The sequence below is a fragment of the Celerinatantimonas diazotrophica genome (genome assembly GCF_004339545.1).
In the GTDB taxonomy this organism is placed as follows: Bacteria; Pseudomonadota; Gammaproteobacteria; order Enterobacterales; family Celerinatantimonadaceae; genus Celerinatantimonas; species Celerinatantimonas diazotrophica.
In genome coordinates this window covers 203,366-226,798 of record NZ_SMGD01000015.1, presented here as the reverse complement: position 1 = coordinate 226,798, position 23,433 = coordinate 203,366, and the positions used below count along the sequence as shown (strand labels likewise).

Genomic DNA, 23,433 nt, shown 5'->3' with positions numbered 1-23,433 from the left:
AAACAGTAATAAAGGCAAAAAAGCATCCGTTAGTGTTGTCCTTGTGTCTTACTTATGCTTGTACCTGCCTTTGAATTAAGCCAAAGGAGTACAGATTGACGAATCAACAAAGCCCTAAAAATGTCGTTGGAATTGGCGCGTCAGCAGGCGGTTTGGCGGCCCTTCGAGAGCTTATCTGTAAACTCTCAGTTGATCTTGATGCAGCAATTATTATCGCGCAACATCTATCACCAACCTATAAAAGCTTGCTAACAGAATTATTGCAAAAAGAGACGCCACTAGTTGTTAGTGAAGCTAAGATGTCGCAATCCATTCAAAATAGTCATATCTATGTCTGTCCTTCCGATTACGACATTGAAATAAAGCAAGGGCAATTGGAACTTATCAAAACAACCCGCAAAATATCTCCCAAGCCTTCGGTTGATCGACTGTTTGCAAGTATTGCCAAAGAATACCCAGAGCATTGCATCGGGATTATTTTGTCAGGAACAGGCACAGATGGTGCCAAAGGCGTTGTTAGTATTCAAAATGCAGGGGGGCTCGTTATCTGTCAAGATCCTAAAACGGCGGAATATGATTCGATGCCAGATGCTGCTATCACCCAAGCAAATATTGAACGAGTTTTCCCGGCAGCACAGATTGGAGACCAATTAAACGAGTTGATTCACTCTGACTGGCAAAAAATGACCGTCCAGAAATCATCTGCTGATGGGCATTCAGAACCGCTACTCGAACAATTACTACAAGGGATTTGGCACCACAGCCAAATCGATTTTTCTGGTTATAAAACAGCAACACTCATTCGTCAAAGTGAACGCCGAATGACGCTTTTGCAACTCGACAATTTAGGGGATTATGTCCGCTATATCCGCCAACATAATGAGGAATATGAAAATCTGATTCGTGCCTTTCTCATCTGCGTTACCGAATTTTTCCGTGATAAAGATGCTTTCAAAACAATGGAAAAATGTCTGAAAAATATCAAATCGCAAAAACAACCTGGTGAGAAAACACGAATCTGGGTTCCAGGTTGTGCCACTGGCGAAGAAGCTTACAGCATTGCCATGCTTTGGGACCAAATCAACGATGGCGATATTCAGGAATATCCCATTCAAATTTTTGCCACAGATTTAGACGAACAATCCGTTAATTTTGCCAGAAAAGGCATCTATAGTCCGCAAGCCACTGACAAATTACCCACTCAGTTAACTGAACGCTATTTCGATAATAGCGACCCTGAAAAAATGGTCATCGATAGAACACTACAAGAAATGACCATTTTTTCTAAACATGATCTCATCCAAGATCCACCTTTTTTAAAATTAGATATGATCTCTTGCCGCAATGTCATGATCTATTTCAAGAATGAATTGCAACAAAATATTTTCAACAATTTTCATTACGCACTCAATGAACAAGGTGTACTTATTCTCGGCGTTTCTGAGGTCTACTCTGGAGAAAACGACTATTTTACGCAGGCCACAAATGAACGCTTTTTCATTCGAAATAACTTTACTCATTCACGGCTCAACCGTATAGCTCACTATCAAACCGAACTCATACCCAACAACAGTGTGAAGAAGAAAAAAGAAGCGATCTCAGCACTACAAAAACACCTCATTGAGCAATATGCGCCCCCAAGTGTCTTAGTTTCACACCACAACCAAATTATTGAAACATATGGAGAACTTAATTCTCTTTTACGCTTCCCTTCAGGCCAAGTTGATTATGATATATTCAATTTAATACCCCAAGAACATCGTGCTGAACTGCGAGCATTACTTTTCAAACTCAGTAAAAATGGCACCGAGGTGGTTAGCCCAATTTATCATCACGATAAAAAACACCATCAACTGAGAATCAATCGACTTTATCCCAAAGATCCTCAATCTCCAATTAGTATATCGTTTGAGCCACCGCAGACTGAAGAGGCCATAACAAGTGATAAACCACAACAGTCCATTGATGACTACAGTGAGCAACAGATCACCATCTTACAAGATGAGCTTTCTAATACCCGTGAACATCTACAAAGTGTTGTAGAACAATTAGAAAGTTCTAATGAGGAATTGCAATCACTCAATGAAGAACTGCAATCATCAAGTGAAGAGCTGCAAGCCTCAAATGAACAATTAACCACCTCGAATGAAGAACTCCAAGCCACCAATGAAGAGTTATCTAGTGTCAATGACGAATTGGATCACAAAAGCCGCAGTTTATCCAATGCACTCGATGATCTCATTAATATTCAAAATGCCGCATCGGTTGCCATTGTGGTCGTTGATTTAGAATTCAGGATTAAACGAGTCAATGCCGTCGCAGGACGAACAATAGGTATATTAGAAAGCGATATTAACCGCGATTTTTCGACCTTGTCATTGCGTCTACCGCTTGAGTCAATCACTAAAAATATCGCTCGCGTCATTTCAGCAAAACGAGTGCCAAATATGGAGATAGACAATGGCCAATCACAATTGCAAGTTTCCATTCAGCCTTATCGCAGCCAGAATGGTGACATTCTAGGCGCAGTCTTAACTTTCAGTGATATCAGCAACTTGAAGGCTCACGAAGCAGCACTAAAAGAAATAAATCAACTATTTGAAGATATTACACAAAGTACTGCGCAAATATTATGGATCCAAGAACCCATGTTTGGCCGAATGCGTTATGTCAGCCCTGCCTGTTCCACTGTGTTAGGGCTAGATCCGGTGATGTTACTGCGCGATAGTGAATATATCTTTAAAATCATGACCAGCAAAGATGCTCGTCACTACCGTCAAGAGCATATGAACAGTCATAATACACCGTGGTCATTTCGTTTTCAGATCATCCATCCAATAGACGGTGCCAAACATTGGCTCGAATCCCGAATTTTCCCAGTCGCGAATAAAGAAGGAGAGATCCTATATCTGTCAGGAATCACCTATGACATCACTCAGGAAATTGAGCAAAAAATACCAGATATTGGCCTCGACAGCCTATTCGATATCTTAGTTGATCAAAGCGATGATCTAATTCTAGGGGTCGATCAAGACTTGACCATTCAATTAATCTCCCAGACTGATCAAGAACTCAGCCAATACAAAGATCAAAGTCCAGAGAGTTTTTTAACGAAAGCTCAATGGGCCTATCTTCAGCATCAGCTCCGTGATAAAAAAAGTGGCCGCAAAAAATTTATCTGCCCCAATAAACGACACAAGACGCCGCCCGCAGACCATTTTGAAGAGGTAATCATCACTACTGAACCGCTGCAAACCAACAGTAAATATGCGGCTCTGATTGTCTTAAAACATAAAAAAGCTAGCCTACCAGTTTCGAAGAAAAATCAGTTAGTATCTGAGGTCTTCAACAGCACTCGTGATGGCATGCTGATCCTTGATGATGAAGGATTAGTGTTAACCGCTAACCCTTCTGCGCTGAGAATACTCAACAAACGGGAAGAAAATCTCATTGGGCAAAAACCTAATCTGTTCCGGAATGTAAATAATACAAAAGTATTCAGCGACGATATTATTCAGGCTCTGGAGAGTGATCATCACTGGTTTGGTGAAGTTCATGTCAAAACGACGCACAATGACTTTGTGACGCTAGAAGTGGAGCTGACCGAGCTTAATAAAACCCATGCCGATGATGAAGGTCGTTATACAGTTGTCTTTACCGATATCACAGAGCGCCGCTCATTTGAAGAAACCATCTATCGACAAGCCAATTTCGACACACTGACAGAACTCCCTAATCGCGCCTTACTCATCGATCGACTCAATACTGAGTTAAAACATGCCGAAAGAGAACAAACCAGCCTGACACTCATGTTCATTGATCTTGATCGTTTTAAAGAGGTAAACGACTCATTAGGCCATGAGGCTGGTGATGAACTTTTAGTGTTAGTCACTCAACGAATTACACAGCTAATCCGCAAATCCGATACCTTGAGCCGATTTGGGGGCGATGAATTTATTTTGTTAATGCCCAAATACCATCGTGACCAAGCGCCGGAAATCATCGCAAAATCCATTTTACACGAACTCGACCATGCGTTTACTATCAAGGGAAAAACCATTTTTATTTCAGCCTCAATTGGCATTTCGGTCTATCCACAAGATGGCCTAGCGGCATCAGAACTATTAAGTAATGCTGATGCAGCGATGTATCAAGCAAAATCATCAGGGCGGCATAATTTTGCCTATTTCCAACCACAGATGAATCAGGATGCCGCACTTCGAGTTAGTTTAGAAGCAGAACTGCGGCAAGCGATTAAGGACACCTCGTTAATCGTTTACTATCAACCAATTTTAGCCGCTAAAACACGCCAGATTGTTGGCATGGAAGCGTTGGTTCGTTGGCAACATCCTAAATTAGGTATTTTACCACCGAATGAATTTATTCCTTACGCAGAAGAGATTGGACTCATTTTACCCATCACGCGATTAGTCCTTGAAGATGTTGTGACACAAATGAACTTTTTAAAACAACATTGTGAGTATGACATCCCTATCTCTGTAAATTTCAGTCCCAAGTTGCTACGTGATATTGAGATTGAAGAACTTTTTAACGACATTCAAGCCGATCTCTCTTGGCTGACAGTAGAAGTTACAGAGTCAGTATTTATCGGTAATACAGTTCTGGTCTTAAAAAATATTAACTGGTTAAAAAGTAAAGGCGCACTCATTGCATTAGACGATTTTGGAACAGGGTATTCATCACTCTCGTATATTCGCAAATTTCCGGTGGATATCATTAAAATTGATCGGGAATTTGTTACTGAAGCGCACGCCAAAAAACGGGATGAAGCTTTGGTTGAGGGAACCGTCAAAATGGCCCATGGCATTGGTTCAATTGTTGTCGCCGAAGGCGTTGAACAAGAAGAGCAAGCGGTATTAATGGAACATCTCGGTGTGGATCGAATGCAGGGCTATCTATTTTCAAAACCCGTCCCGATGCGGGAAATTGATAGCAAATTTCTGCATTAAATGGGACAGGTATGGACACAAAACAGTCTTTATTTAACTACCAACTGTGGTTTTTAAAAGTCGTTACAATCTGGCTCATTTTTCTAATTGCGTTCGGCACCGTTGAATATTTACTTTATCGTTCCGAGATCAAAGCCGTTCGCATCAAAACGATTGCCGAACAAAACCAAGTGGTCAAATTTGGCCACGATATTCTAGAGAGACACTTTGCGTCATCACTTAATGACATACGGTATTTGGCCAAGTTATCTAGCATTCAAGCATTTTTAACCAATCCTACACGACCCGAGAATAAAGCACAGGTCACTGCCGATTTATATCAATTTATATCAACCAAATATCGCTCTTATCTGCAGGCCCGAATATTAAATGAGAAAGGTCAAGAACTGATTCGTATAGATAAGAGTACCAATGACAAACACGCTCAAATCATCCGTTCCGGGCAATTACAAAACAAAGCCCATCGCACTTATTTTATGAACTCAGCAAGCTTGAAAACCGGAGATATTTATATCTCCCGGTTTGATCTCAACGTTGAGCACCATAAAATTATCCGACCATTTCAACCTACCTACCGATTTGTCATTAACCTGGGTCGAGATGCGCAAGGTCACAAGGTATTTTTAATACTCAACTGCGATGGCTCCGATATCCTAAGGCAATTGAATCAACTTAGTACCAACATTAAGGTCCCATTATGGGTGGTTAATTCAGCTAGTTATTTTATAAAAGGACCGAGCCCTCAAGATGAATGGGGATGGCAAATAGCAGGCCGAGCAAACCAAAAATTAGAAACACTCTACCCACAAGTATGGGCTCAACTGTGCGACTTAAATAGTCGCAATACTCACTCGCTAGAGATGCTAACCTTTTCAGAGGTCAACATCAAAAAGCAGCTGATTAAGCAGTGTACCCACAACTTGAAATCTGATTTTAATCACTTTTATGTCATCTCTTTTCTATCGGCAAAAGAATTTGGAGCGAATAATCAACAAATATTTAGCCATTTTGTTGCCCAATGGTTAATCGGTGAGATATTAATTACATTTATGGTGATTGGCTTTGGTTGGCTTGATTATAAACGCTGCAAAAAAATCGACCAACAATATGCGGCTATTGTCAATCTGCAACGAAAACAACAAAAGACCATGATTGCTCTGGAAAAATCCAACGCTTCGCTTGAACAATTTGCCTATATCGCCTCGCATGACCTCCAAGAACCACTGCGAGTGATTGCTAGTTATGTGGACCTGTTTACCCAACACTATGAACAACACGTGGATGACAAAGTCAAAAAATATCTATTTTATATCACCGACGCAACGACTCGGATGCGCCATCTGATTTTTGATCTACTTGATTATTCTAGAGTCCAGGCGAAACCTCGTGCATTTCATGAAGTGTCATTAGAGAAAGTATTTGAGCAAATACACTCTGATCTCAGTGCCCGAATTGCCAAGCAAAATGCCCAAATTGATTACACAACCCCACTCCCCATAGTTTGGGGCGATCAACGTCAACTCTACCAACTTTTTTTAAATTTACTGACCAATGCTCTTAAATTTACCCAGCCAGATGAAATTGCACGAATTACCATTAGTGCCATCGAAACAGAACAACACTGGCAAATCAGAGTCACAGACAATGGCATTGGTATCGAAGAACAGTATCAACAAGAGATTTTCGATATTTTTCGCAAACTCAATCAAAGCGATCAATATCAGGGGACGGGTATCGGGCTAGCTATTTGTAAAACCATTGTCGAAAACCACAATGGACAGATCGAACTGGCTTCAGAGCTAGGAAAAGGAACCACTTTTCTCATTACTTTACCCAAATTCGCAACTCAGGAGCTAGATGACATCGATGATGAGTTTCACTCATAAAACTATGAGGAAGTTATGAATAATACACAATCCAATTCTGATGACTGGTTTGAAGATTCAGCCCATTGCTATCAATTACTACATATTGAAGACAATATGGCTGATCAAATCCTCGTACAGGAGGTACTTGAACAGCGCAATGAAATGCACTACGATCTCACTCAGATTGCTAATATAACACAGGCAAAGCAGCTCTTAGCCCAACCATCTTGCCCTCAATTTGATATCATTTTACTGGATTTGAACCTGCCCGATTCACAGGGGCTTAACTCATTAACGAATGTGTTAAAGCTATATCCAGGAACACCTATCATTGTTTTAACAGGGTATGAAAATAATGCTCTCGGATTAAAAGCGATTTCGATGGGAGCCGATGATTATCTAAGTAAAAGTCAGGTCACGCATGCTAATTTATTAGTTAAAACGATTCAGTATGCCATTGCCCGCTCCCATCACCCAGCACAGAGCCATTCTGAGCAACCACAAAAATCCGCTTCAGACAACAATTATTATTTAAGCAAAGACACCGATGACGATAAGCCATTAAGAAATACCGCTCCAGATCTATTTGCGGAACTTTGTAAAATCCAACAAGAGTTGATTGTCCTCTATGCAGATTCAGAAAAAACGAGTGAGGATAATGAGTTAATAGAAAATCTCATCAAAACAATTATCCGCCAATTAGGCGATGTCCATGCCGATCCCTCAGACTTAATTGATCTAAATAAGACAGCGTTAGCAACCCGTTGTCTGGATGAGTCCCCTATTCGAGCCGTACAACTAAAAGAAAATAATCGAGAACTATTATTGAATATGCTCACACAGCTTTCTCTGTGGTACAGTCAAGAGACATAACTCATTTTGGGGAATAAATTTGCAATGGAAAATAACAAACGTCCTTTATATATCCCTTATGCGGGGCCTGCACTACTAGAAACGCCATTACTCAACAAAGGCACCGCCTTTACCATGAAAGAGCGCAGTGACTTCAATCTCACCGGACTGGTTCCACAGGCAATTGAAACTATTGAAGAACAAACCCAACGGGCATTGGAACAGTGTCGAAGCTTCCGCAGCGATATCAATAAACATATTTTTTTGCGTAACATTCAAGACACCAATGAGACGCTTTTCTATCGATTGATCACTGAAAATATCGTTGAAATGATGCCGATCATCTATACGCCAACCGTAGGGCTCGCCTGTGAACAATTTTCTAATATTTATCGTCGCTCGCGCGGGCTATTTATCGCCTATCCAGATAAAGATAATATTGAACAAGTCCTCAATAACGCAACTCGCCATCATGTCAAAGTGATTGTAGTGACTGACGGTGAACGCATTTTGGGCCTTGGTGACCAGGGTATTGGCGGAATGGGGATTCCCATTGGAAAATTATCACTTTATACCGCTTGCGGCGGAATTAGCCCAGCTTATACCCAGCCAGTGGTATTAGATGTGGGGACCAATAACCAGCAATTACTTGATGACCCAATGTATATGGGCTGGCGCCACGAGCGCATAGAAGGCAGCGACTATGATGAATTTGTTGAAGAGTTCATGCAAGCAGTTCATGTACGCTGGCCGGAAGCGCTCATTCAATTTGAAGACTTTGCGCAGGCCAATGCCAACCCGCTATTAAAACGTTACCGCCATCGGTATTGCTGTTTTAATGATGATATACAAGGCACAGCTTCTGTGACCGTCGGCTCGTTAATGGCTGCCTGTCGAGCCAAAAATCAGCCCCTCAGTGACCAACGGGTCTGCTTTGTTGGGGCAGGCTCGGCTGGTTGTGGTATCGCCGAAGCGATTGTTAAGGCCATGTGCAAAGAAGGTCTTAGCGATGCCGAGGCTCGTAAAAATATTTTTATGGTGGATAGACAGGGCCTGCTACTGGATGACTCAGACGATCTTAAGTCATTCCAAGAACCACTTTGCCAAAGCGCGACATTAAAAGAACAATGGTCAGTCGCCGATATGACCCTTAGTCTGCAAGATGTCGTCGATCATGCCCAGCCAACCATTTTAATTGGCGTTTCTGGGGTGGCGGGGATGTTCAATGAAGAACTGATTCGTAAAATCTGCAGCTACTGTGAACACCCTATTATTTTCCCACTCTCAAACCCCACCAGCCGAGTTGAAGCAACACCAGAGAACTTGATCCAATGGAGTAACGCTAAAGCACTGATTGCAACTGGAAGTCCATTTCCACCCGTCGAGTTTGAAGGGAAAACCTATCCTATCGCTCAATGTAACAACAGCTATATCTTCCCTGGTATTGGGCTGGCAGTCATTGCAGCTAAGATTACTCAAATTAGCGACGAAATGCTCATCAAGGCTAGCGAGACTTTAGCCAAACACTCGCCTCTGGCGCGCTATGGTAAAGGGCTATTGCTCCCTCCATTAGATGCAATTCAGCCACTGAGTAAAGCCATTGCTTTAGAAGTTTCTAAACAAGCAATTGCTGAAGGATTTGCGCCACAAGTCAATGACGACTATTTAGAGAAGTCGATCCAAGATAATTTTTGGCAGACGCAATATCGAAACTATAGACGCACCTCATTTTAGTGCGATTGGATAACAACCTCGGCAGATGCAGATAGGTTGCATCTGCCCAACAACGGGTTATGATCGCCTCATTTTTTACATTTTAGGATCATGTCATGACTCAGGTTGTATTAGCCAGTTCCAATCAGGGTAAAGTCAATGAGCTGCAAGAATTACTCACCCCTTATGCACTCAATATAGTGCCCCAATCCGCATTTAAAATTCAAAGTGCTGAAGAAACAGGAACCACATTTGTTGAAAATGCCATTATCAAAGCACGTCACGCAGCCCAGCAAACTGGCCTATCTGCCATTGCTGATGACTCCGGTCTAAGCGTACCAGCACTAGACGGTGCGCCAGGTGTATATTCGGCCCGCTATAGCGGCGTTGAAGGTAATGATGAGAGAAATAATCAAAAATTATTACAAGCTTTAAAGAATGTGCCGATGAACAAGCGTCAAGCCTGTTTTCATTGCGTATTAGTTTATATGCGCCATAGCGAGGACCCCATACCGCTCATCTGCCATGGCCAATGGCAAGGGACGATCAGTACCGAACTGCATGGTGCGAATGGTTTTGGATATGACCCACTATTTATCCCTGACGGCTACCAGCAAAGTTCGGCCGAACTCAGTCGAGCACAAAAAAATGCCATCAGCCACCGAGCAATGGCCCTGAAGTTACTCGTTGAACAGCTAGGAAACCTATGCTAACGCTGCCTAAACTCTCACTGTATATCCATATTCCTTGGTGCGTACAAAAATGTCCATATTGCGATTTTAACTCGCATGGACAAAAAGGTCCTCTGCCCGAAAAAGAATATATAACAGCATTGATTCACGATCTGGATCAAGAGCTATCGTGGGTGCAGGGGCGTTCTCTACACAGTATTTTTATTGGTGGTGGCACACCGAGTTTACTGAGTGAAGCGGCAATTTCGAGATTACTCGACGCCACCGCTAAACGCATTACATTTGAAGATCAAATTGAAATCACCATGGAGGCGAACCCCGGTACCGCAGAAGCCAAACGTTTTGCCGGATATCGCCAAGCTGGTGTCAATCGTTTATCACTCGGTATTCAAAGCTTTGAAGATGAAAAGCTTAAGCGACTGGGGCGAATCCATGATAGTGCTCAAGCGATTGCAGCAGTTAAAATGGCGCAGCGCAGTGGCTTTGAACGTATAAATCTTGATCTGATGCATGGGCTCCCTAACCAAGATGCCCAAGGTGCCTTAGGCGATCTCAAACAAGCCATTGAACTTGCCCCCACTCATATCAGCTGGTATCAGCTAACCATCGAGCCCAATACAGCCTTTGCTAGCCAACCGCCCCAATTGCCTGATGATGAACGACTCTGGGATATTGAAACGGCGGGCAAGGCACTGCTTAGAGAAAATAACTTTCAGCAATACGAAGTGTCAGCCTACGGGCTGGGCGATGACCGAGCACAACATAATCTCAATTATTGGCGATTCGGTGATTACATCGGGATCGGCTGCGGTGCGCATGGCAAATTAACCCAATTAAGTGACAATACCATTGTTCGTCATGTGAAAGTTCGGCACCCGAAGGGATATCTAGATGAGCTGCGACCAGCATTAGATCAATGCTGGAAAGTGGAAAATCAGGATCGTCCTTTTGAATATTTTTTAAACCGACTCCGCCTTTACGAAGCTATTCCAAAAGATGAATATCAATCGCTCACTGATCTAGCACCATCTGACATTCATGCGCCAATCCAACGAGCAATACAGTTAGGTTTGATGCTCGAAAACAGTGATAGCTGGCAAGTCACCCGCAAAGGCCATCTGTTTTTAAATGATCTATTGGATCTCTTTTTAGTCGAATAATTGACACCCCATAAACAGCGGCTGATTGCCGCTATTCAGTACGTTCAAACATCAAATCCCACACCCCATGACCGAGCTTCTGCCCTCGATTCTCAAACTTGGTCAAAGGCCTAGAATCGGGACGCGGGACATAATCAGCACTGTCAGATAAATTTTTATATCCTGGTGCCTGACTCATGACCTGCAACATATGTTCGGCATAGTTTTGCCAGTCCGTTGCCATATGGAAAACACCACCAACTTCTAATTTTTGGCGAACCAAATCAGCAAATTCCGGCTGTACAATGCGACGTTTATGATGGCGTTTTTTATGCCAAGGATCAGGAAAAAACAGTTGTAGCTTGTGAAGTGAGCTATCAGCAATATTCTCTTTGAGAATTTCAACCGCATCATGTTCAATCACCCGGATATTCGTCAGTTGCATATCTTGCATATCTGCCAAACATGCACCAACCCCCGGACGATGGACTTCAATCCCGATATAATCACACTCAGGATGCTCTTTGGCCATCTGTACGAGTGATTTGCCCATACCGAAACCAATTTCCAAAATACGTGGTGCTTTGCGCTTAAAAATAGCATCTAAATCAAACCGCCCACTCTGATGGGTTAAACCATATACAGGTAAGAATTCTTCTAATGCCCGTGCCTGACGATGGCTTAAACGCCCTTCTCGCTTCACAAAGCTTCTGATTTGACGTCTAGGTTTAGCTGCATCAAATTCCGCCTGTTCATGCGTGTCACTCATTCAGCTTTCTCTTTTTGATCACTATAATGGGCTGCATTATCCAAAAAGCAGCACTCAGCGCAAGACAAAATACCCCACTCTCAGTGCAAAAACTTAAAACAAGCCATATTCAATAAATTGAACCGTTTGATTTTATCCGCAACATCAATTTCTTAGTTTTGGCGTGCCGCAATCCAGCCAATAATAGCTTGATCCGTTGGAATCAGCGCCTGAGAGGTCAACTCACCTAAATGTTTTAATGACTCATCGACCGAGTTTTCAAGGACACCGTCGCTTAAAGGAGAACGACCGCCGAGTGCCAACAGTGCAGCTTTTACTGCGGTCTGTGCCCCCGTTGAAACTTTCAGAGCACATCCTGGTTTTGCCCCATCACAATAGATACCACTGATATCGCCGAGCATATAACGGATGGTCTGTTCAACTTGCTCCGAATTTCCCCCTAACAGCCAGTTAATAGCGGCACCGGAGCCCATCGCCGCAGTTGTTGCAGCACATAGTGCTGACAAAGGCGACTGTAATTTCTTAATATAAATCGCTAATAGATGGCTCATTGCCAACGCACGTAGCCTTTGCTCAGCACTGCTTTGCAAACGTTTAGCCACCGCAACTACCGGCAAGGTCGCTGCAATGCCTTGGTTACCACTACCGGAATTACTCATTGCTGCCAGTGGCGCACCAGCCATTCGAGCATCACTGGCACTGGCGGATAAAATCATCGCTTCAGTGGATAAATCGTCACTGATATAGCCACTACGCTGTTGATGTCGCAATTGGGCGCCAATTGCTAGCCCCATCGACTCGCGCTCACCTAATTCACTTAACGCCACGTTCAGTGTGGCACTTTGCTCGATAAAGGTCAGCTTGTGCAGTTCCACCTGTTCAACAAAGCGAACAATAGCCGCAACGGACCATGCTTTATCGAGCGTTGCCGGAGAAGATGGTAACGACTCTCCGACATTTTGTTGATAACAAACCTCGCTGTTAACAGTCACCTGCAGCAAACCATCATGACTCTGCCCCATCAATACACTGATATGGTCGCTATCGGTGTGTGCATTAAGATGGGTATAAAATACATCTGGATGTTCAACATAATTCACCTGAATCGGCTGACGCGAGAGTGTCCGTTTAGCCTTAGCTAATGACGCTTTATTCAGTGATCCCAAGACCTGCAGGCCTTGTTTCGGATCGCCCCCCCACCAGCCCGCCGCAGCCGCGATAGCCAGTCCAGTCATCCCTGTGCCAGGGACAAAAACACCGGCGGCATTTTTATACAAATTCGCACTGACTTTCACATCCATGTTTTTAAGTTCACCGCAACTATAATAACGAGCCCATGCGCCAGCTAAAGCAACGGTTAAAGGCTCGGTACACCCAAGGGCAGGCTTTAATGATTGTTTCAGGGCGTTTAAAAATAATGACTCAGACGACATATCTATCTCCTTGACTAATACTCAATAGCTTATCGCAGAGCGCAAAGAAAGAATTTGCAAATTAGACTCATAAATCAATTAAATTTAGAAAATTTTTTCTTTTTAAGTTAAATTAAAAGAATATATTTTTATAATTAGCGATATTTTAAAATGGAACTGGATACGAAAGACCGTTTAATTTTAAGTATACTGCAACGCGATGTGACCCTAGGGTTACAAACGATTGCGCAACGGGTTGGCTTATCCCCGACCCCATGTTGGCGGCGAATACAAAAACTTGAGCAAAACGGTGTGATCCGCGCCAAAGTTGCATTACTGGATAAAACACAACTCAATCTCGGCGTCACTGTCTTTGTCTCAATTAAAACGTCCTCACATTCGCAAGCTTGGCTAGACCGATTCAAACAATTACTCAGTGATATTCCAGAAATTATTGAAGCCCATCGCTTAAGTGGTAATGTGGATTATCTGCTACAGATCGTCGTCCCCGATATTGATCGTTATGATGTGATCTATAAAAAGCTCATTGAACACCTCGATTTTGCGGATATCAGTTCTGCTTTTGCCATGGAAACATTTAAAAAAACCACAGAACTCCCAACTGACTATCGCCCCCAAGATAACCGTTGAATTTATGCGGTTTTTGTCAGTATAGGGGCATGCTATAGTGCTTGAGATTTTGGTCGCAGAGTCAGTTATGAAAGACGTTTTATCCCCTGAACATTTCAATTTAACCCTAGTCAACTGGGCCTCAAAATATGGCCGCCACGACTTACCATGGCAACAACACCCGACGCCTTATTCGGTGCATGTATCAGAAATCATGCTCCAGCAAACGCAAGTGACAACTGTCATTGAGTATTTTAAACGGTGGATGAGCGCTTTTCCGAACCTATTGGCACTAGCGAATGCCGATGAAGATGAAGTGATGAGCCATTGGCAAGGGTTGGGCTATTACTCACGAGCCAGGAATTTACAAAAGGCCGCTCGCTACCTGGTCGATGAATTTTCCGGACACTATCCACGCACACTCAAACAGATCGAGCAGATCCCCGGCGTTGGTCGTTATACAGCCGGCGCGATTGTTTCATTTGCCTATAACGAACGAGGCCCCATCGTCGATGGCAATGTCCGACGATTGTTTTGTCGCTATTTTGCTATCGAAGGCGTGCCATCGACGACCGAAGTCAATAACAAGCTTTGGCAATATGCCGAGCATTACACTTTAGCTAAAAATTGTCGCGCATATGCTCAATCACTACTGGATATGGGAGCCATGATCTGCACACCAAAATCTCCCGACTGCCCAAACTGTCCAATCAATGATAGCTGTCAAGCCTATCAAACCGACCGAGTCGCGCAATTACCCACACCGAAACCGAAAAAACACACCCCGACTAAAATAGGGCAATTTTTGTGGATTGAGCAAAATAACCAGCTCTATTTACAAAAGCGCCCAGCGCCTGGGATCTGGGCTGGATTATGGTGCCTGCCGCAATTAGATACAGAGCAAATTCGCGAAGTTGCACCCAGTCAAAGAAAAGGGACATTTAAGCATGTATTCAGCCACTATAAACTCGATGCTGAAGTGCTTAACGCCAACAGCACAGAGCAATTATCCGGACAGTTCTTCTCCCCCAAGCAAATTGTTTCACTGGGACTGCCAACTCCGATCCGCAAATTTATAGGCAAGCATTTAGCTAACACTAAATGATGAAAAATCAATGGGAACTGGCGGATTTTTATCAGGTCTGATATAACTCGTCCATACTAAAGTGGACAACCAATGATAAAGAGGATGATATGACGCGGACGGTTTTTTGTCAGCGCTTACAAAAAGAAGCTGAAGGAATGGATTACCAAGTTATTCCCGGTGAACTCGGTAAGCGAATTTATGATCATATCAGCAAAGAAGCATGGAGCCTCTGGCAACACAAACAAACCATGCTCATCAATGAAAAGAAATTAAACTTGATGAATGCTGATGACCGCAAAGTTCTCGAAGAAGCCATGGTCAATTTTTTGTTTAATCAAGAAGATGTCTCAATTGATGGATATACACCGCCTTCTGAGTAACTAATGCACGGCTTATGATAAAAAGATGGACCCGAAGTTTGTCAGCACTAACATTGATAGTGCTAACGGGATGTAGCAATGGAATTAGTCCTGATCGGATTGTAAGGATCTTAGTCTCTCATGATCCGAAAGGCGCAGCGGTTGAACTGGTCAGAGACCAAGGCCGATACTATGCCACCCATCCTCGGGCCATCAAAAAAGACGTCGCAGGATTTAACCGCCTCATTGCCAAACTAACCGATAATGTCCATGAAGTTTGGGGCAATAAAGATAACTTAATTGCCAGCCGCAAAACCTACGTCAAATACACCAACCACTACCGAACTCGCGCCGCTATCAATTTTCAAAAAGGTTTTGTGCAAGTTGAAACCTTGGCCACAGTAAAACCAAAACGTGAACTACAACAAGCTATTGTGGCGACGTTACTCACCCCAGATGATCCAACCAAAGTCGATCTTTTTTCTGATAAAGCGTTTATTCTCGGCAGTGGTAAACCGTTTTTGTACAAACAAGTTTTAGATCAAGATCATCAGCCGATTGAGTGGAGTTGGCGAGCCAATCGCTATGCAGATTACCTGATCAAACACCATTTGCAAACCCGTCATGTTGGCTATAAAAAGATCTGGTATGTCGACTTTCCAATGAGCAAAGATAGCCTTAAGATCCGTGAATATCGATATAGCAATATTATTCGTAAATATGCTAAACGTTACTCAATTAACGAAGCGCTCATCTACGCAATCATAAAAACAGAAAGTAGCTTCAACCCTTATGCCGTTAGCCACGCGAATGCCTACGGATTGATGCAAGTCGTGCCAGCAACTGCCGGAGCAGATGTTTACCGACGAATAAAAAAACGTTCCGGGCGCCCTACTGGCAGAGCTTTGCTTAACCCTAGTTTTAATATTGATATTGGCACAGCTTATTTGCATATCCTCAAGAGCGTCTATCTTAGGAAGATTCGTAATCCACTATCAAGACGCTACAGTATTATTTCCGCATACAATGGTGGTGCAGGTAATGTCTTTAAAACCTTTAGCTCCCGTCAATCTTGGGCAATTAACCGTATTAATCGCTTAAGCGCTTCACAAGTGTATCGCTATTTGACTCAAGATCATCCAAGCTTAGAATCGCGACGGTATCTCTATAAAGTCAATAAAGCCGAACAACAATTCAAATACCTTGATACCGCTGGGTAACTATTACCCAACGGTCAATTCAACATGCGTACAGCCCTGATTACATGCAACAATAAGCAGATCACCACTGCGTTCAGTTTTCAAAGGCTGATTGCAAACTTCACATTTAAGTGTCTGGCCTGACAATACCTTTTTTAACCAACGCTGTTGCTCGGCAAAAGACTGTTTATGACGACGATTAAACTCGTTAAAATGACTCATGATTGCTCAGTTTGAATCCGGCGAATTAAATCATAATCCCCCCAGATAGGTTGCTCATTTAAATAACGTCGTAACATATCCAATGCAGTTGCTGCAGCTGTTTCGCGAATCGCTTGACGAGTTCGTCCCGTCAACAGTAAACGCTGAGTAAAACACGATTGTGCTGTTGCCAGTGCAAAACAAACAGTTCCAACTGGTTTGTCATCACTGCCACCATCTGGACCTGCAATTCCGGTAATACTCAGTGCAAGATCCGCTTCACTATGAGCCAGAGCACCTTTTGCCATCGCCTGAGCGACTTCGACAGAAACCGCACCATAATGCTCTAATAGCTGACTCGACACCCCCAACATTTGTACTTTAGCTTGGTTGGTATAGGTCACAAACCCTCGTTCAAAATAAGCAGAGCTTCCGGGAACACTGACCAACTGACTTGCGAGCATTCCTCCTGTGCATGATTCAGCACAGGTTAATTTAAGCCCTTTAGCAATCATCTTGTGCTGCACAAATTCTGCCCAGTTGCCATTATCCTCACTAAATAGCTGCTCTTTTAACTGAGCTCGAATCAGTTCATAGACACGCTTTATCTCAGGTGTGAGTACTTTTTGGGAAAAAACTTTAACTTCAATGCTTGGACGAGCAGCCCGAAATCCTAAGCGAACGCCCGCTGGCAATTCAATATCGGCTAACTGCTGAGCGAGTCCTGATTCAGAAAGACCAAAGGCAAAAAAACGTTTCACACGAGTACTGTCACCATCACTTAAACGTGGCAACCAGCTATGGCTCAGCATATGCTTAAACTCGCTCGGAACACCTGGGGTAAACAAAACATGGCATTGATGGTGAGTAATGATAAAACCACATGCCGTTCCCACTGGATTGTCGATCAATTCAGCGCCTTGTGGAAGCATGGCTTGTTTAAGATTGCTTGGTGGCATCTCACGCTGTTTCTGCCGATACCACTGCTGCATATTTGCGACCCACTGCTGATTTAACTCAAGCGGTACCCCTAGTAGCTTGCCAGCAGCCTCCGCGCTTAAATCATCACTGGTCGGCCCCAATCCCCCATTAACCAACAGCCAGTCTGCACGCTGGCAACATTCATCCATCACCTCGACTAACGTCGCTAGATCATCAGCAACCGTCTGCCGACGAGAAAACTTCAGTCCTCGTTCGGCTAATTGCTGACCCGCCCAAGCAGCATTCGTATCGACGATGTCACCTTGCAGCACTTCATCACCCGTGCTAAGCATTTCAATAATCACGACAACTCCTTGATAAAAACAGCCGCTAAAACGACTGTGCGGCTATGACAGTGACTAACTGTTATTGACTTTATCACCGGCTTGAACCGCATTGGCATCACTATTTTGGTAAACTTTACGAGTGTGTTCTGGAATTCGCCGTGGTTTGCCTTCATCATCAATGGCGACATAAGTGAACGTTGCCTCAGTGACACAAAAACGACTTTCACTACTACTTTGGCGCAACACCGGTTTCACCCATACCTCAAGTTTAACAGTCAGTGAACTATTGCCGATGCGCTGACACTGACCATAGCAACAAACGACATCGCCAATTTGTACTGGAGCGATAAATGTCATACCGTTTACTGAAACCGTGCAGGTTCGCCCAAGAGCAATTTCTTTAGCCAGAATACTGCCAGCAATATCCATCTGCGACATAATCCATCCACCAAAAATGTCACCATTGGCATTGGCATCAGCAGGCATGGCGAGAGTTCGCAACAACATGTGGCCTTCAGGTTCTCGTTCAACTTCACTCATATGACCTCCTTAGCGATAAAACTCTTTTATCGCAGCAACCAGTTGATCAACGCTATTTCGGTTGACATCTAAATGAGTAACAAACCGAATCGGTTGAGCACCAAAAATGAGGATATCCCGTTGTTTCAAAAATGCTTCCAGTTCACGTGCTTTTCCAAGTCGGCAATGTGCATATAAAATGTTGGTTTGCAGCCTTTCTCGGTCGACCTCAAGCTGTTCCACTTCTTCAAGGCGCAAAGCTAAATACTCGGCCAGCTCATGATCTTCATGCAACCGTTTAGGCATCTCGTCTAAGGCTATTTGCGCACCAGCAGCTAGAATGCCAGCCTGTCGCCAACCACCACCTAACATTTTGCGAATACGAGTAGCGGTTTTTATAAACTCTTTAGACCCGAGTAACAATGACCCGACCGGGGCAGCCAACCCTTTGGATAAACACAATGTAAAAGTATCAACATGCCGGGTAATATCGCGAATATCAACATTTAATTTCACAGCAGCGTTATATAACCTTGCCCCATCCATATGTAATTTTAACTGATGAGTGTGGCAAAGCTGACTAATCTGGGGCCAGTAATCCATCGCGATAGGTTGCCCACCAATCGTATTTTCCACAGAAACCATTCGAGTTCGCGCAAAATGAATGTCGTCTGGTTTGATAGCCGCTTCAACATCCGCTAAAGCCAGCGTGCCATCGGATTGATTGACCACCGGTTGCGGCTGAATACTCCCTAAAACCGCAGCGCCCCCCTGTTCATATTTAAAGTTATGTGCCTTTAACCCACAAATATACTCATCACCACGCCCACAATGACTCATCAGTGCCAATAAATTAGCTTGGGTACCTGAAGTACAAAATAAGGCAGCCTCACTACCGAGTTTCTCAGCCGCACTGGTTTGCAAAAACTCAACCGTCGGATCATCGCCATAGACATCATCCCCGACTGGCGCATTGGCCATAGCACGACGCATTTGTTCAGTGGGTTGGGTTACTGTATCACTACGAAAATCGATCATTAGATCTCCTGTTCACTCACCCAGCGAATGGGATCGGGATAAATAAAGGAATAATCAAGCGCCTGTTTTAGTGCTTGATTGCTAATTAATTTATTACCAGTACTCATTTGACTAAATATCGGTAATTCTAAAGATAAAGCCTTGGCTGCTGCCTCATAAAATGTTTGCTTACATGGATGGGCATCACACACCGCATTATATGAGCCATCAAACAGGTCTCGTTCAATTACAGCTTGGATAATCGCAATACAGTCTTTTTGGTGAATTAAGTTCACTGGTGCATCAGCCCCATCAACCTTGCGTCCTGACAAAAAACGGCCAGGATGACGGCCAGCCCCAATCAACCCCCCAAAACGCAAAATACAGCAATGCAATGGACTAGTTTGCAAATCATGCTCAATGGCAACCAAAGTTTTACCTGACTCAGTCACAGGCTTTAACGGAGTCGATTCATCAACGAGGCCTTGATCCGGACCATACACCGAGGTGGAACTAACAAAAAGTATACGGGGAATATGATAATCAATCGCAGCTTGCTTAAGTGCGTTAATCTGAGCTATATGATAATGACTATCGTGAGACTTTCGCCGTGGCGGAATATTGATAATAAGCAGATCGGTGCCATCAAAGAGTAAAGGGGCATCATCACAAACCAGCTCTGGGGTTAAGGACAAAGCTGTATTGGCAATGTTCACCTGAGTTAAATCCAATCGAGCACTAACATGCTGACGAGAACCTCGAACATCAAAACCGAGTCCTTTTAAATGAAAAGCCAGTGGAGTTCCGAGCCACCCGCAACCAACAATCGCAATTTGTTGGATATGTTTTGTCATAATCATCTCCTTTGGCTCTATTATCCTGAAAATAACTGCTGAAGAAATCTTTTATGAGGTGATTCTATCAGTTTTATTTATCTGATTTTTTAAGATGAATGATTATTATTCGACACGCGGGGCAAGCGGCTATCGAAGAGCATGTACCAATTCGCCCCAACCATGGCCATAGCACTGCTGAATCATTGCTTTATTTACCCTGAACCGTCTTGATTCATGGTAAGATTTAAAAAGATGGATAGGAATCAAGAACAAGAGAGAACTATGTCGCTGTTTAGTAAAATTCGCTGCGCATTAACCTTAGGTCAGGGAGTATTGGTTTCTCTACCAGAACCCAAGGGAGATGAACCGCCATTTGCACTTTTCGATCAGTGGTTCGCTGCTGCTAAAAAATGTGGGATTGTCTTGCCCGAGTCAATGTTAGTCTCAACGGCGACCCAAGAAGGGATCCCCTCGGCCCGAGTCGTGTTACTAAAAGAGGTTGATGAGCAAGGATTTGTTTTCTATACCAACTATGGAAGCCGCAAGGCAGCAGAGCTAGATGCAAACCCGCATGCCAATCTAACTTTTCACTGGAATATTTTGCAGCGTCAGGTTCGTATTGAAGGGCGTGTCGAGCGAGTCAGCTACGAACAATCCAATGCCTATTTTCAAAGTCGTGGTCGCGGTAGTCGAATCGGGGCGTGGGCAAGCCATCAGAGTCATCCCATTAACTCTCGTAGCGAACTTGAAAAACAGGTACAACATTTTCAGGAACACTTTAAAGACAAAGAAATTCCTTGTCCTGAATTTTGGGGTGGATATCGAGTCGTACCACGAGTGATTGAATTTTGGCAGGGCAAAGCCGACCGTCTACATGACCGTTATGTCTATTCAAGAGAAGATGAACACGCCCTCTGGAATGTCACTCGTCTGAGTCCTTAGCCAGAATTGCGGTCGGATTCACGTGAACTTCACTATCTTTAATCAAAGCCAATTGTTGGCCTGAATTATATGCATAAATAAGTTGAAAACTGAGGATATTTTTCACGTAACGGCGGGTTTCATTAAAAGGAATCACTTCAATCCAAATATCTGCTGGTAAAGACCCAAAACGGTCAAACCATTGATCAATTCGTGATGGCCCCGCGTTGTATGCGGCCATCGCGACAAAACGATTTCCCTGATAACGATCCAACAATTTTGAAAGGTAAAAACTGCCCAGCTCAATATTCAGTTTTGGATTATATAACTGCGTGACTGATCTGAGTTTTTTACCCTGCTTCGCCAATAAGTGGCGGGCGGTTGAAGTGGTAATTTGCATCAATCCCCGAGCCCCAACATGACTATGCGCAAACCGATAAAAGCCACTTTCTTGACGAGCAAGTGCCATGGCTAATAATGGATTAATCGCAAACCGATGGGCTTGCTTGGTAAAAATATGCTGATACGCAAATGGGAAACGTAGATCGAGCATATCCCACGCTTTAGCATGAATCGTGCTATAAATAGCCAGTTGAGGCCAGCCATTTTGCATGGCCTCGACGCCCCAACGCAGTTGTTGCTTCGATTGCCGCGTTAAAAATACCTGCCACAAGCGATAGGCTTGGCGGAAATCTTGCTGGAACATTAACTCTCGAACCTGTTGCCACATTGGATTGCGCAGCGCATCGTTGGGCATATTCGCAGGTAAAATGGCACGATTAAAGTGATAATTCAGCCCTAGACGCTGCGCTGATAAAAAGCCATAGTAACTGCGTTGCTTGGCAATTTTTTTGAAAATCTGGTGAGCCTTATCACTCTTACCTTGTTTGCCATCAACACGAGCCTGCCAATATTGCCACACGTCTTTGTGATAAGTTTTTTTCGGTAACCAGCTTAAAAACTTTGCCACATCAGCCCAGTTTTGTTGTGCCAATGCCAAGCGGATACGTCTTTGCAAAGTCGTCAAATCACGATGATGGTATAGCTGTGCATCAGCCCAATCCAACAGCTTTGAATCAGGATATCGGATCACTGAGCGCACTAGTTGAATAATAAGGGCATTATTACTGTGATTGTTTGACTTCAATGCATTCGCATAGCGATTAAAAATGGCCACAGCTAAACGGGGCTGTTGCCAGGTCAGCCGCTTTAGCACTAGCGTTAATGATTGCTGATGCAATGCACTTAATTTAGCAGAGCGATGTAACAAATTTTCTGGATTTGCATCGTCACGTTTAAGAATTTTTGCCGCGAGTCGATACTTACCACTTAGACGTCGCTCAAGATAGTTTTGCAAGCGTCCTTGATAATTTTCATACGCTAGTAGATATCTTTGCCAAACCATCCTCGCCGTTAAATGTCCAGAACGAGAAAGCGCAGCAAACAGCGGATCACAACTTTGTGGCCGGGAATAACCATACAACCACATTTTTTTAGCCCCTCTGAATGCTAACGATTTTTGTCCCAACTTATAGTGCGCATAAAAATAACTGCACTTCAGGGAAGGGGTATTTGGCTCTTTGGCAAAGAAATCGAGTAACTTAGCCCAATGATGTCCGCGCGCCAACACAAACATGTAGCGACGTTCGAGAATATCAGTAATGGGCAACTGCCGATAAGTCGCCCGAAAGTCTTTAATTTGCTGATAATGAGAAATATCTAGATGAGCGAGCAAATCATAGAAACGCAAATAACTATAAAGTGGATAATCTTTGAGGTGGCTCATCAACTGGCGAGAGACACTCCAGTTGCCTTGTTTTTGTGCGTCTCGAGCCTGTTGATATAACAGCCGTTGCTGTGCCAGTGAATCATTTGCAAAAGCACGTTCAGCCATCATCAAACAAATCGAAAAAACCAACACCAAAATAAAGGCTTGCTTATAGCGCATTAACTATCCACGGAAAGAAGCATAATGCATCCA

19 protein-coding genes are annotated in these 23,433 nt (G+C 43.5%); 11 read left to right on the top strand and 8 right to left on the bottom strand.

Features of this window, described 5'->3' with window-relative positions; all coding sequences use genetic code 11:
- The first annotated feature begins 95 nt into the window (after window positions 1-95).
- From EV690_RS14430 to hemW, 6 genes are all read left to right on the top strand, one after another.
- Complete coding sequence (locus EV690_RS14430; RefSeq protein WP_131913706.1) at window positions 96-4,970, top strand: EAL domain-containing protein; 4,875 nt, start codon at window positions 96-98, stop codon at window positions 4,968-4,970.
- 11 nt (window positions 4,971-4,981) lie between these two features.
- On the top strand, window positions 4,982-6,856 hold the full coding sequence (locus tag EV690_RS14425) for a sensor histidine kinase (protein ID WP_131913705.1): 1,875 nt from the start codon (window positions 4,982-4,984) through the stop codon (window positions 6,854-6,856).
- Window positions 6,857-6,871: 15 nt separating this feature from the next.
- Window positions 6,872-7,711 carry a response regulator gene (locus EV690_RS14420; protein WP_131913704.1) on the top strand — a complete coding sequence of 280 codons (840 nt, stop codon included), beginning with the start codon at window positions 6,872-6,874 and terminating at the stop codon, window positions 7,709-7,711.
- 24 nt (window positions 7,712-7,735) lie between these two features.
- A complete protein-coding gene (locus EV690_RS14415) occupies window positions 7,736-9,424 on the top strand; it encodes an NAD-dependent malic enzyme (protein ID WP_131913703.1) in 1,689 nt (562 codons plus the stop codon).
- A 95-nt stretch (window positions 9,425-9,519) separates the two neighbouring features.
- A complete protein-coding gene (rdgB, locus tag EV690_RS14410) occupies window positions 9,520-10,116 on the top strand; it encodes an RdgB/HAM1 family non-canonical purine NTP pyrophosphatase (protein WP_131913702.1) in 597 nt (198 codons plus the stop codon).
- Window positions 10,110-11,255 carry a radical SAM family heme chaperone HemW gene (gene hemW, locus EV690_RS14405; RefSeq protein WP_131913701.1) on the top strand — a complete coding sequence of 382 codons (1,146 nt, stop codon included), beginning with the start codon at window positions 10,110-10,112 and terminating at the stop codon, window positions 11,253-11,255. The genes rdgB and hemW overlap by 7 nt, the downstream gene beginning before the upstream one ends.
- Before the next feature lie 31 nt (window positions 11,256-11,286).
- On the opposite strand, the gene trmB is transcribed toward hemW, so the two are convergent.
- Together trmB and EV690_RS14395 are read right to left on the bottom strand one after the other, a co-directional pair.
- Window positions 11,287-12,003 carry a tRNA (guanosine(46)-N7)-methyltransferase TrmB gene (trmB, locus tag EV690_RS14400; RefSeq protein ID WP_131913700.1) on the bottom strand — a complete coding sequence of 239 codons (717 nt, stop codon included), beginning with the start codon at window positions 12,001-12,003 and terminating at the stop codon, window positions 11,287-11,289.
- A gap of 152 nt (window positions 12,004-12,155) precedes the next feature.
- On the bottom strand, window positions 12,156-13,436 hold the full coding sequence (locus tag EV690_RS14395; RefSeq protein WP_131913699.1) for an L-cysteine desulfidase family protein: 1,281 nt from the start codon (window positions 13,434-13,436) through the stop codon (window positions 12,156-12,158).
- A 156-nt stretch (window positions 13,437-13,592) separates the two neighbouring features.
- On the opposite strand from EV690_RS14395, the gene EV690_RS14390 reads away from it, so the two are divergent.
- The 4 genes from EV690_RS14390 (at window position 13,593) to mltC (ending at window position 16,711) form a co-directional block, all read left to right on the top strand.
- Window positions 13,593-14,066 carry an Lrp/AsnC family transcriptional regulator gene (locus EV690_RS14390; protein WP_131913776.1) on the top strand — a complete coding sequence of 158 codons (474 nt, stop codon included), beginning with the start codon at window positions 13,593-13,595 and terminating at the stop codon, window positions 14,064-14,066.
- A gap of 67 nt (window positions 14,067-14,133) precedes the next feature.
- A complete protein-coding gene (gene mutY / locus EV690_RS14385; RefSeq protein WP_131913698.1) occupies window positions 14,134-15,150 on the top strand; it encodes an A/G-specific adenine glycosylase in 1,017 nt (338 codons plus the stop codon).
- Window positions 15,151-15,239: 89 nt separating this feature from the next.
- Window positions 15,240-15,512 carry an oxidative damage protection protein gene (locus EV690_RS14380; RefSeq protein WP_131913697.1) on the top strand — a complete coding sequence of 91 codons (273 nt, stop codon included), beginning with the start codon at window positions 15,240-15,242 and terminating at the stop codon, window positions 15,510-15,512.
- A gap of 14 nt (window positions 15,513-15,526) precedes the next feature.
- Entirely contained in the window at window positions 15,527-16,711 is a 1,185-nt protein-coding gene (mltC, locus tag EV690_RS14375) for a membrane-bound lytic murein transglycosylase MltC (protein WP_131913696.1), read from the top strand.
- 3 nt (window positions 16,712-16,714) lie between these two features.
- Here mltC and EV690_RS14370 read toward each other — a convergent pair whose 3' ends face one another.
- The 5 genes from EV690_RS14370 to EV690_RS14350 are packed head-to-tail and all read right to left on the bottom strand — an operon-like array spanning window position 16,715 to window position 20,549.
- Window positions 16,715-16,912, bottom strand: coding sequence for a hypothetical protein (locus tag EV690_RS14370; protein WP_131913695.1), 198 nt, complete (start codon window positions 16,910-16,912; stop codon window positions 16,715-16,717).
- Window positions 16,909-18,177 carry a CinA family nicotinamide mononucleotide deamidase-related protein gene (locus tag EV690_RS14365; protein ID WP_131913694.1) on the bottom strand — a complete coding sequence of 423 codons (1,269 nt, stop codon included), beginning with the start codon at window positions 18,175-18,177 and terminating at the stop codon, window positions 16,909-16,911. Before EV690_RS14365 ends, EV690_RS14370 begins: the two co-directional genes overlap by 4 nt.
- A 54-nt stretch (window positions 18,178-18,231) precedes the next feature.
- Window positions 18,232-18,699: an acyl-CoA thioester hydrolase YciA gene (gene yciA, locus EV690_RS14360; RefSeq protein ID WP_131913693.1), complete on the bottom strand. Its 468-nt coding sequence runs from the start codon at window positions 18,697-18,699 to the stop codon at window positions 18,232-18,234.
- Between the two features lie 9 nt (window positions 18,700-18,708).
- A complete protein-coding gene (ltaE, locus tag EV690_RS14355; RefSeq protein WP_131913692.1) occupies window positions 18,709-19,716 on the bottom strand; it encodes a low-specificity L-threonine aldolase in 1,008 nt (335 codons plus the stop codon).
- A complete protein-coding gene (locus EV690_RS14350) occupies window positions 19,716-20,549 on the bottom strand; it encodes an SDR family oxidoreductase (protein WP_131913691.1) in 834 nt (277 codons plus the stop codon). Before EV690_RS14350 ends, ltaE begins: the two co-directional genes overlap by 1 nt.
- Window positions 20,550-20,813: 264 nt before the next feature.
- Between EV690_RS14350 and pdxH the strand changes: the two genes are divergently transcribed.
- Window positions 20,814-21,473 (top strand): pyridoxamine 5'-phosphate oxidase, encoded by a 660-nt coding sequence (gene pdxH, locus EV690_RS14345; RefSeq protein WP_131913775.1) that lies wholly within the window; start codon window positions 20,814-20,816, stop codon window positions 21,471-21,473.
- Here pdxH and EV690_RS14340 read toward each other — a convergent pair.
- Entirely contained in the window at window positions 21,454-23,400 is a 1,947-nt protein-coding gene (locus EV690_RS14340; protein ID WP_131913690.1) for a transglycosylase SLT domain-containing protein, read from the bottom strand. The genes pdxH and EV690_RS14340 overlap by 20 nt on opposite strands.
- Window positions 23,401-23,433: the final 33 nt, after the last annotated feature.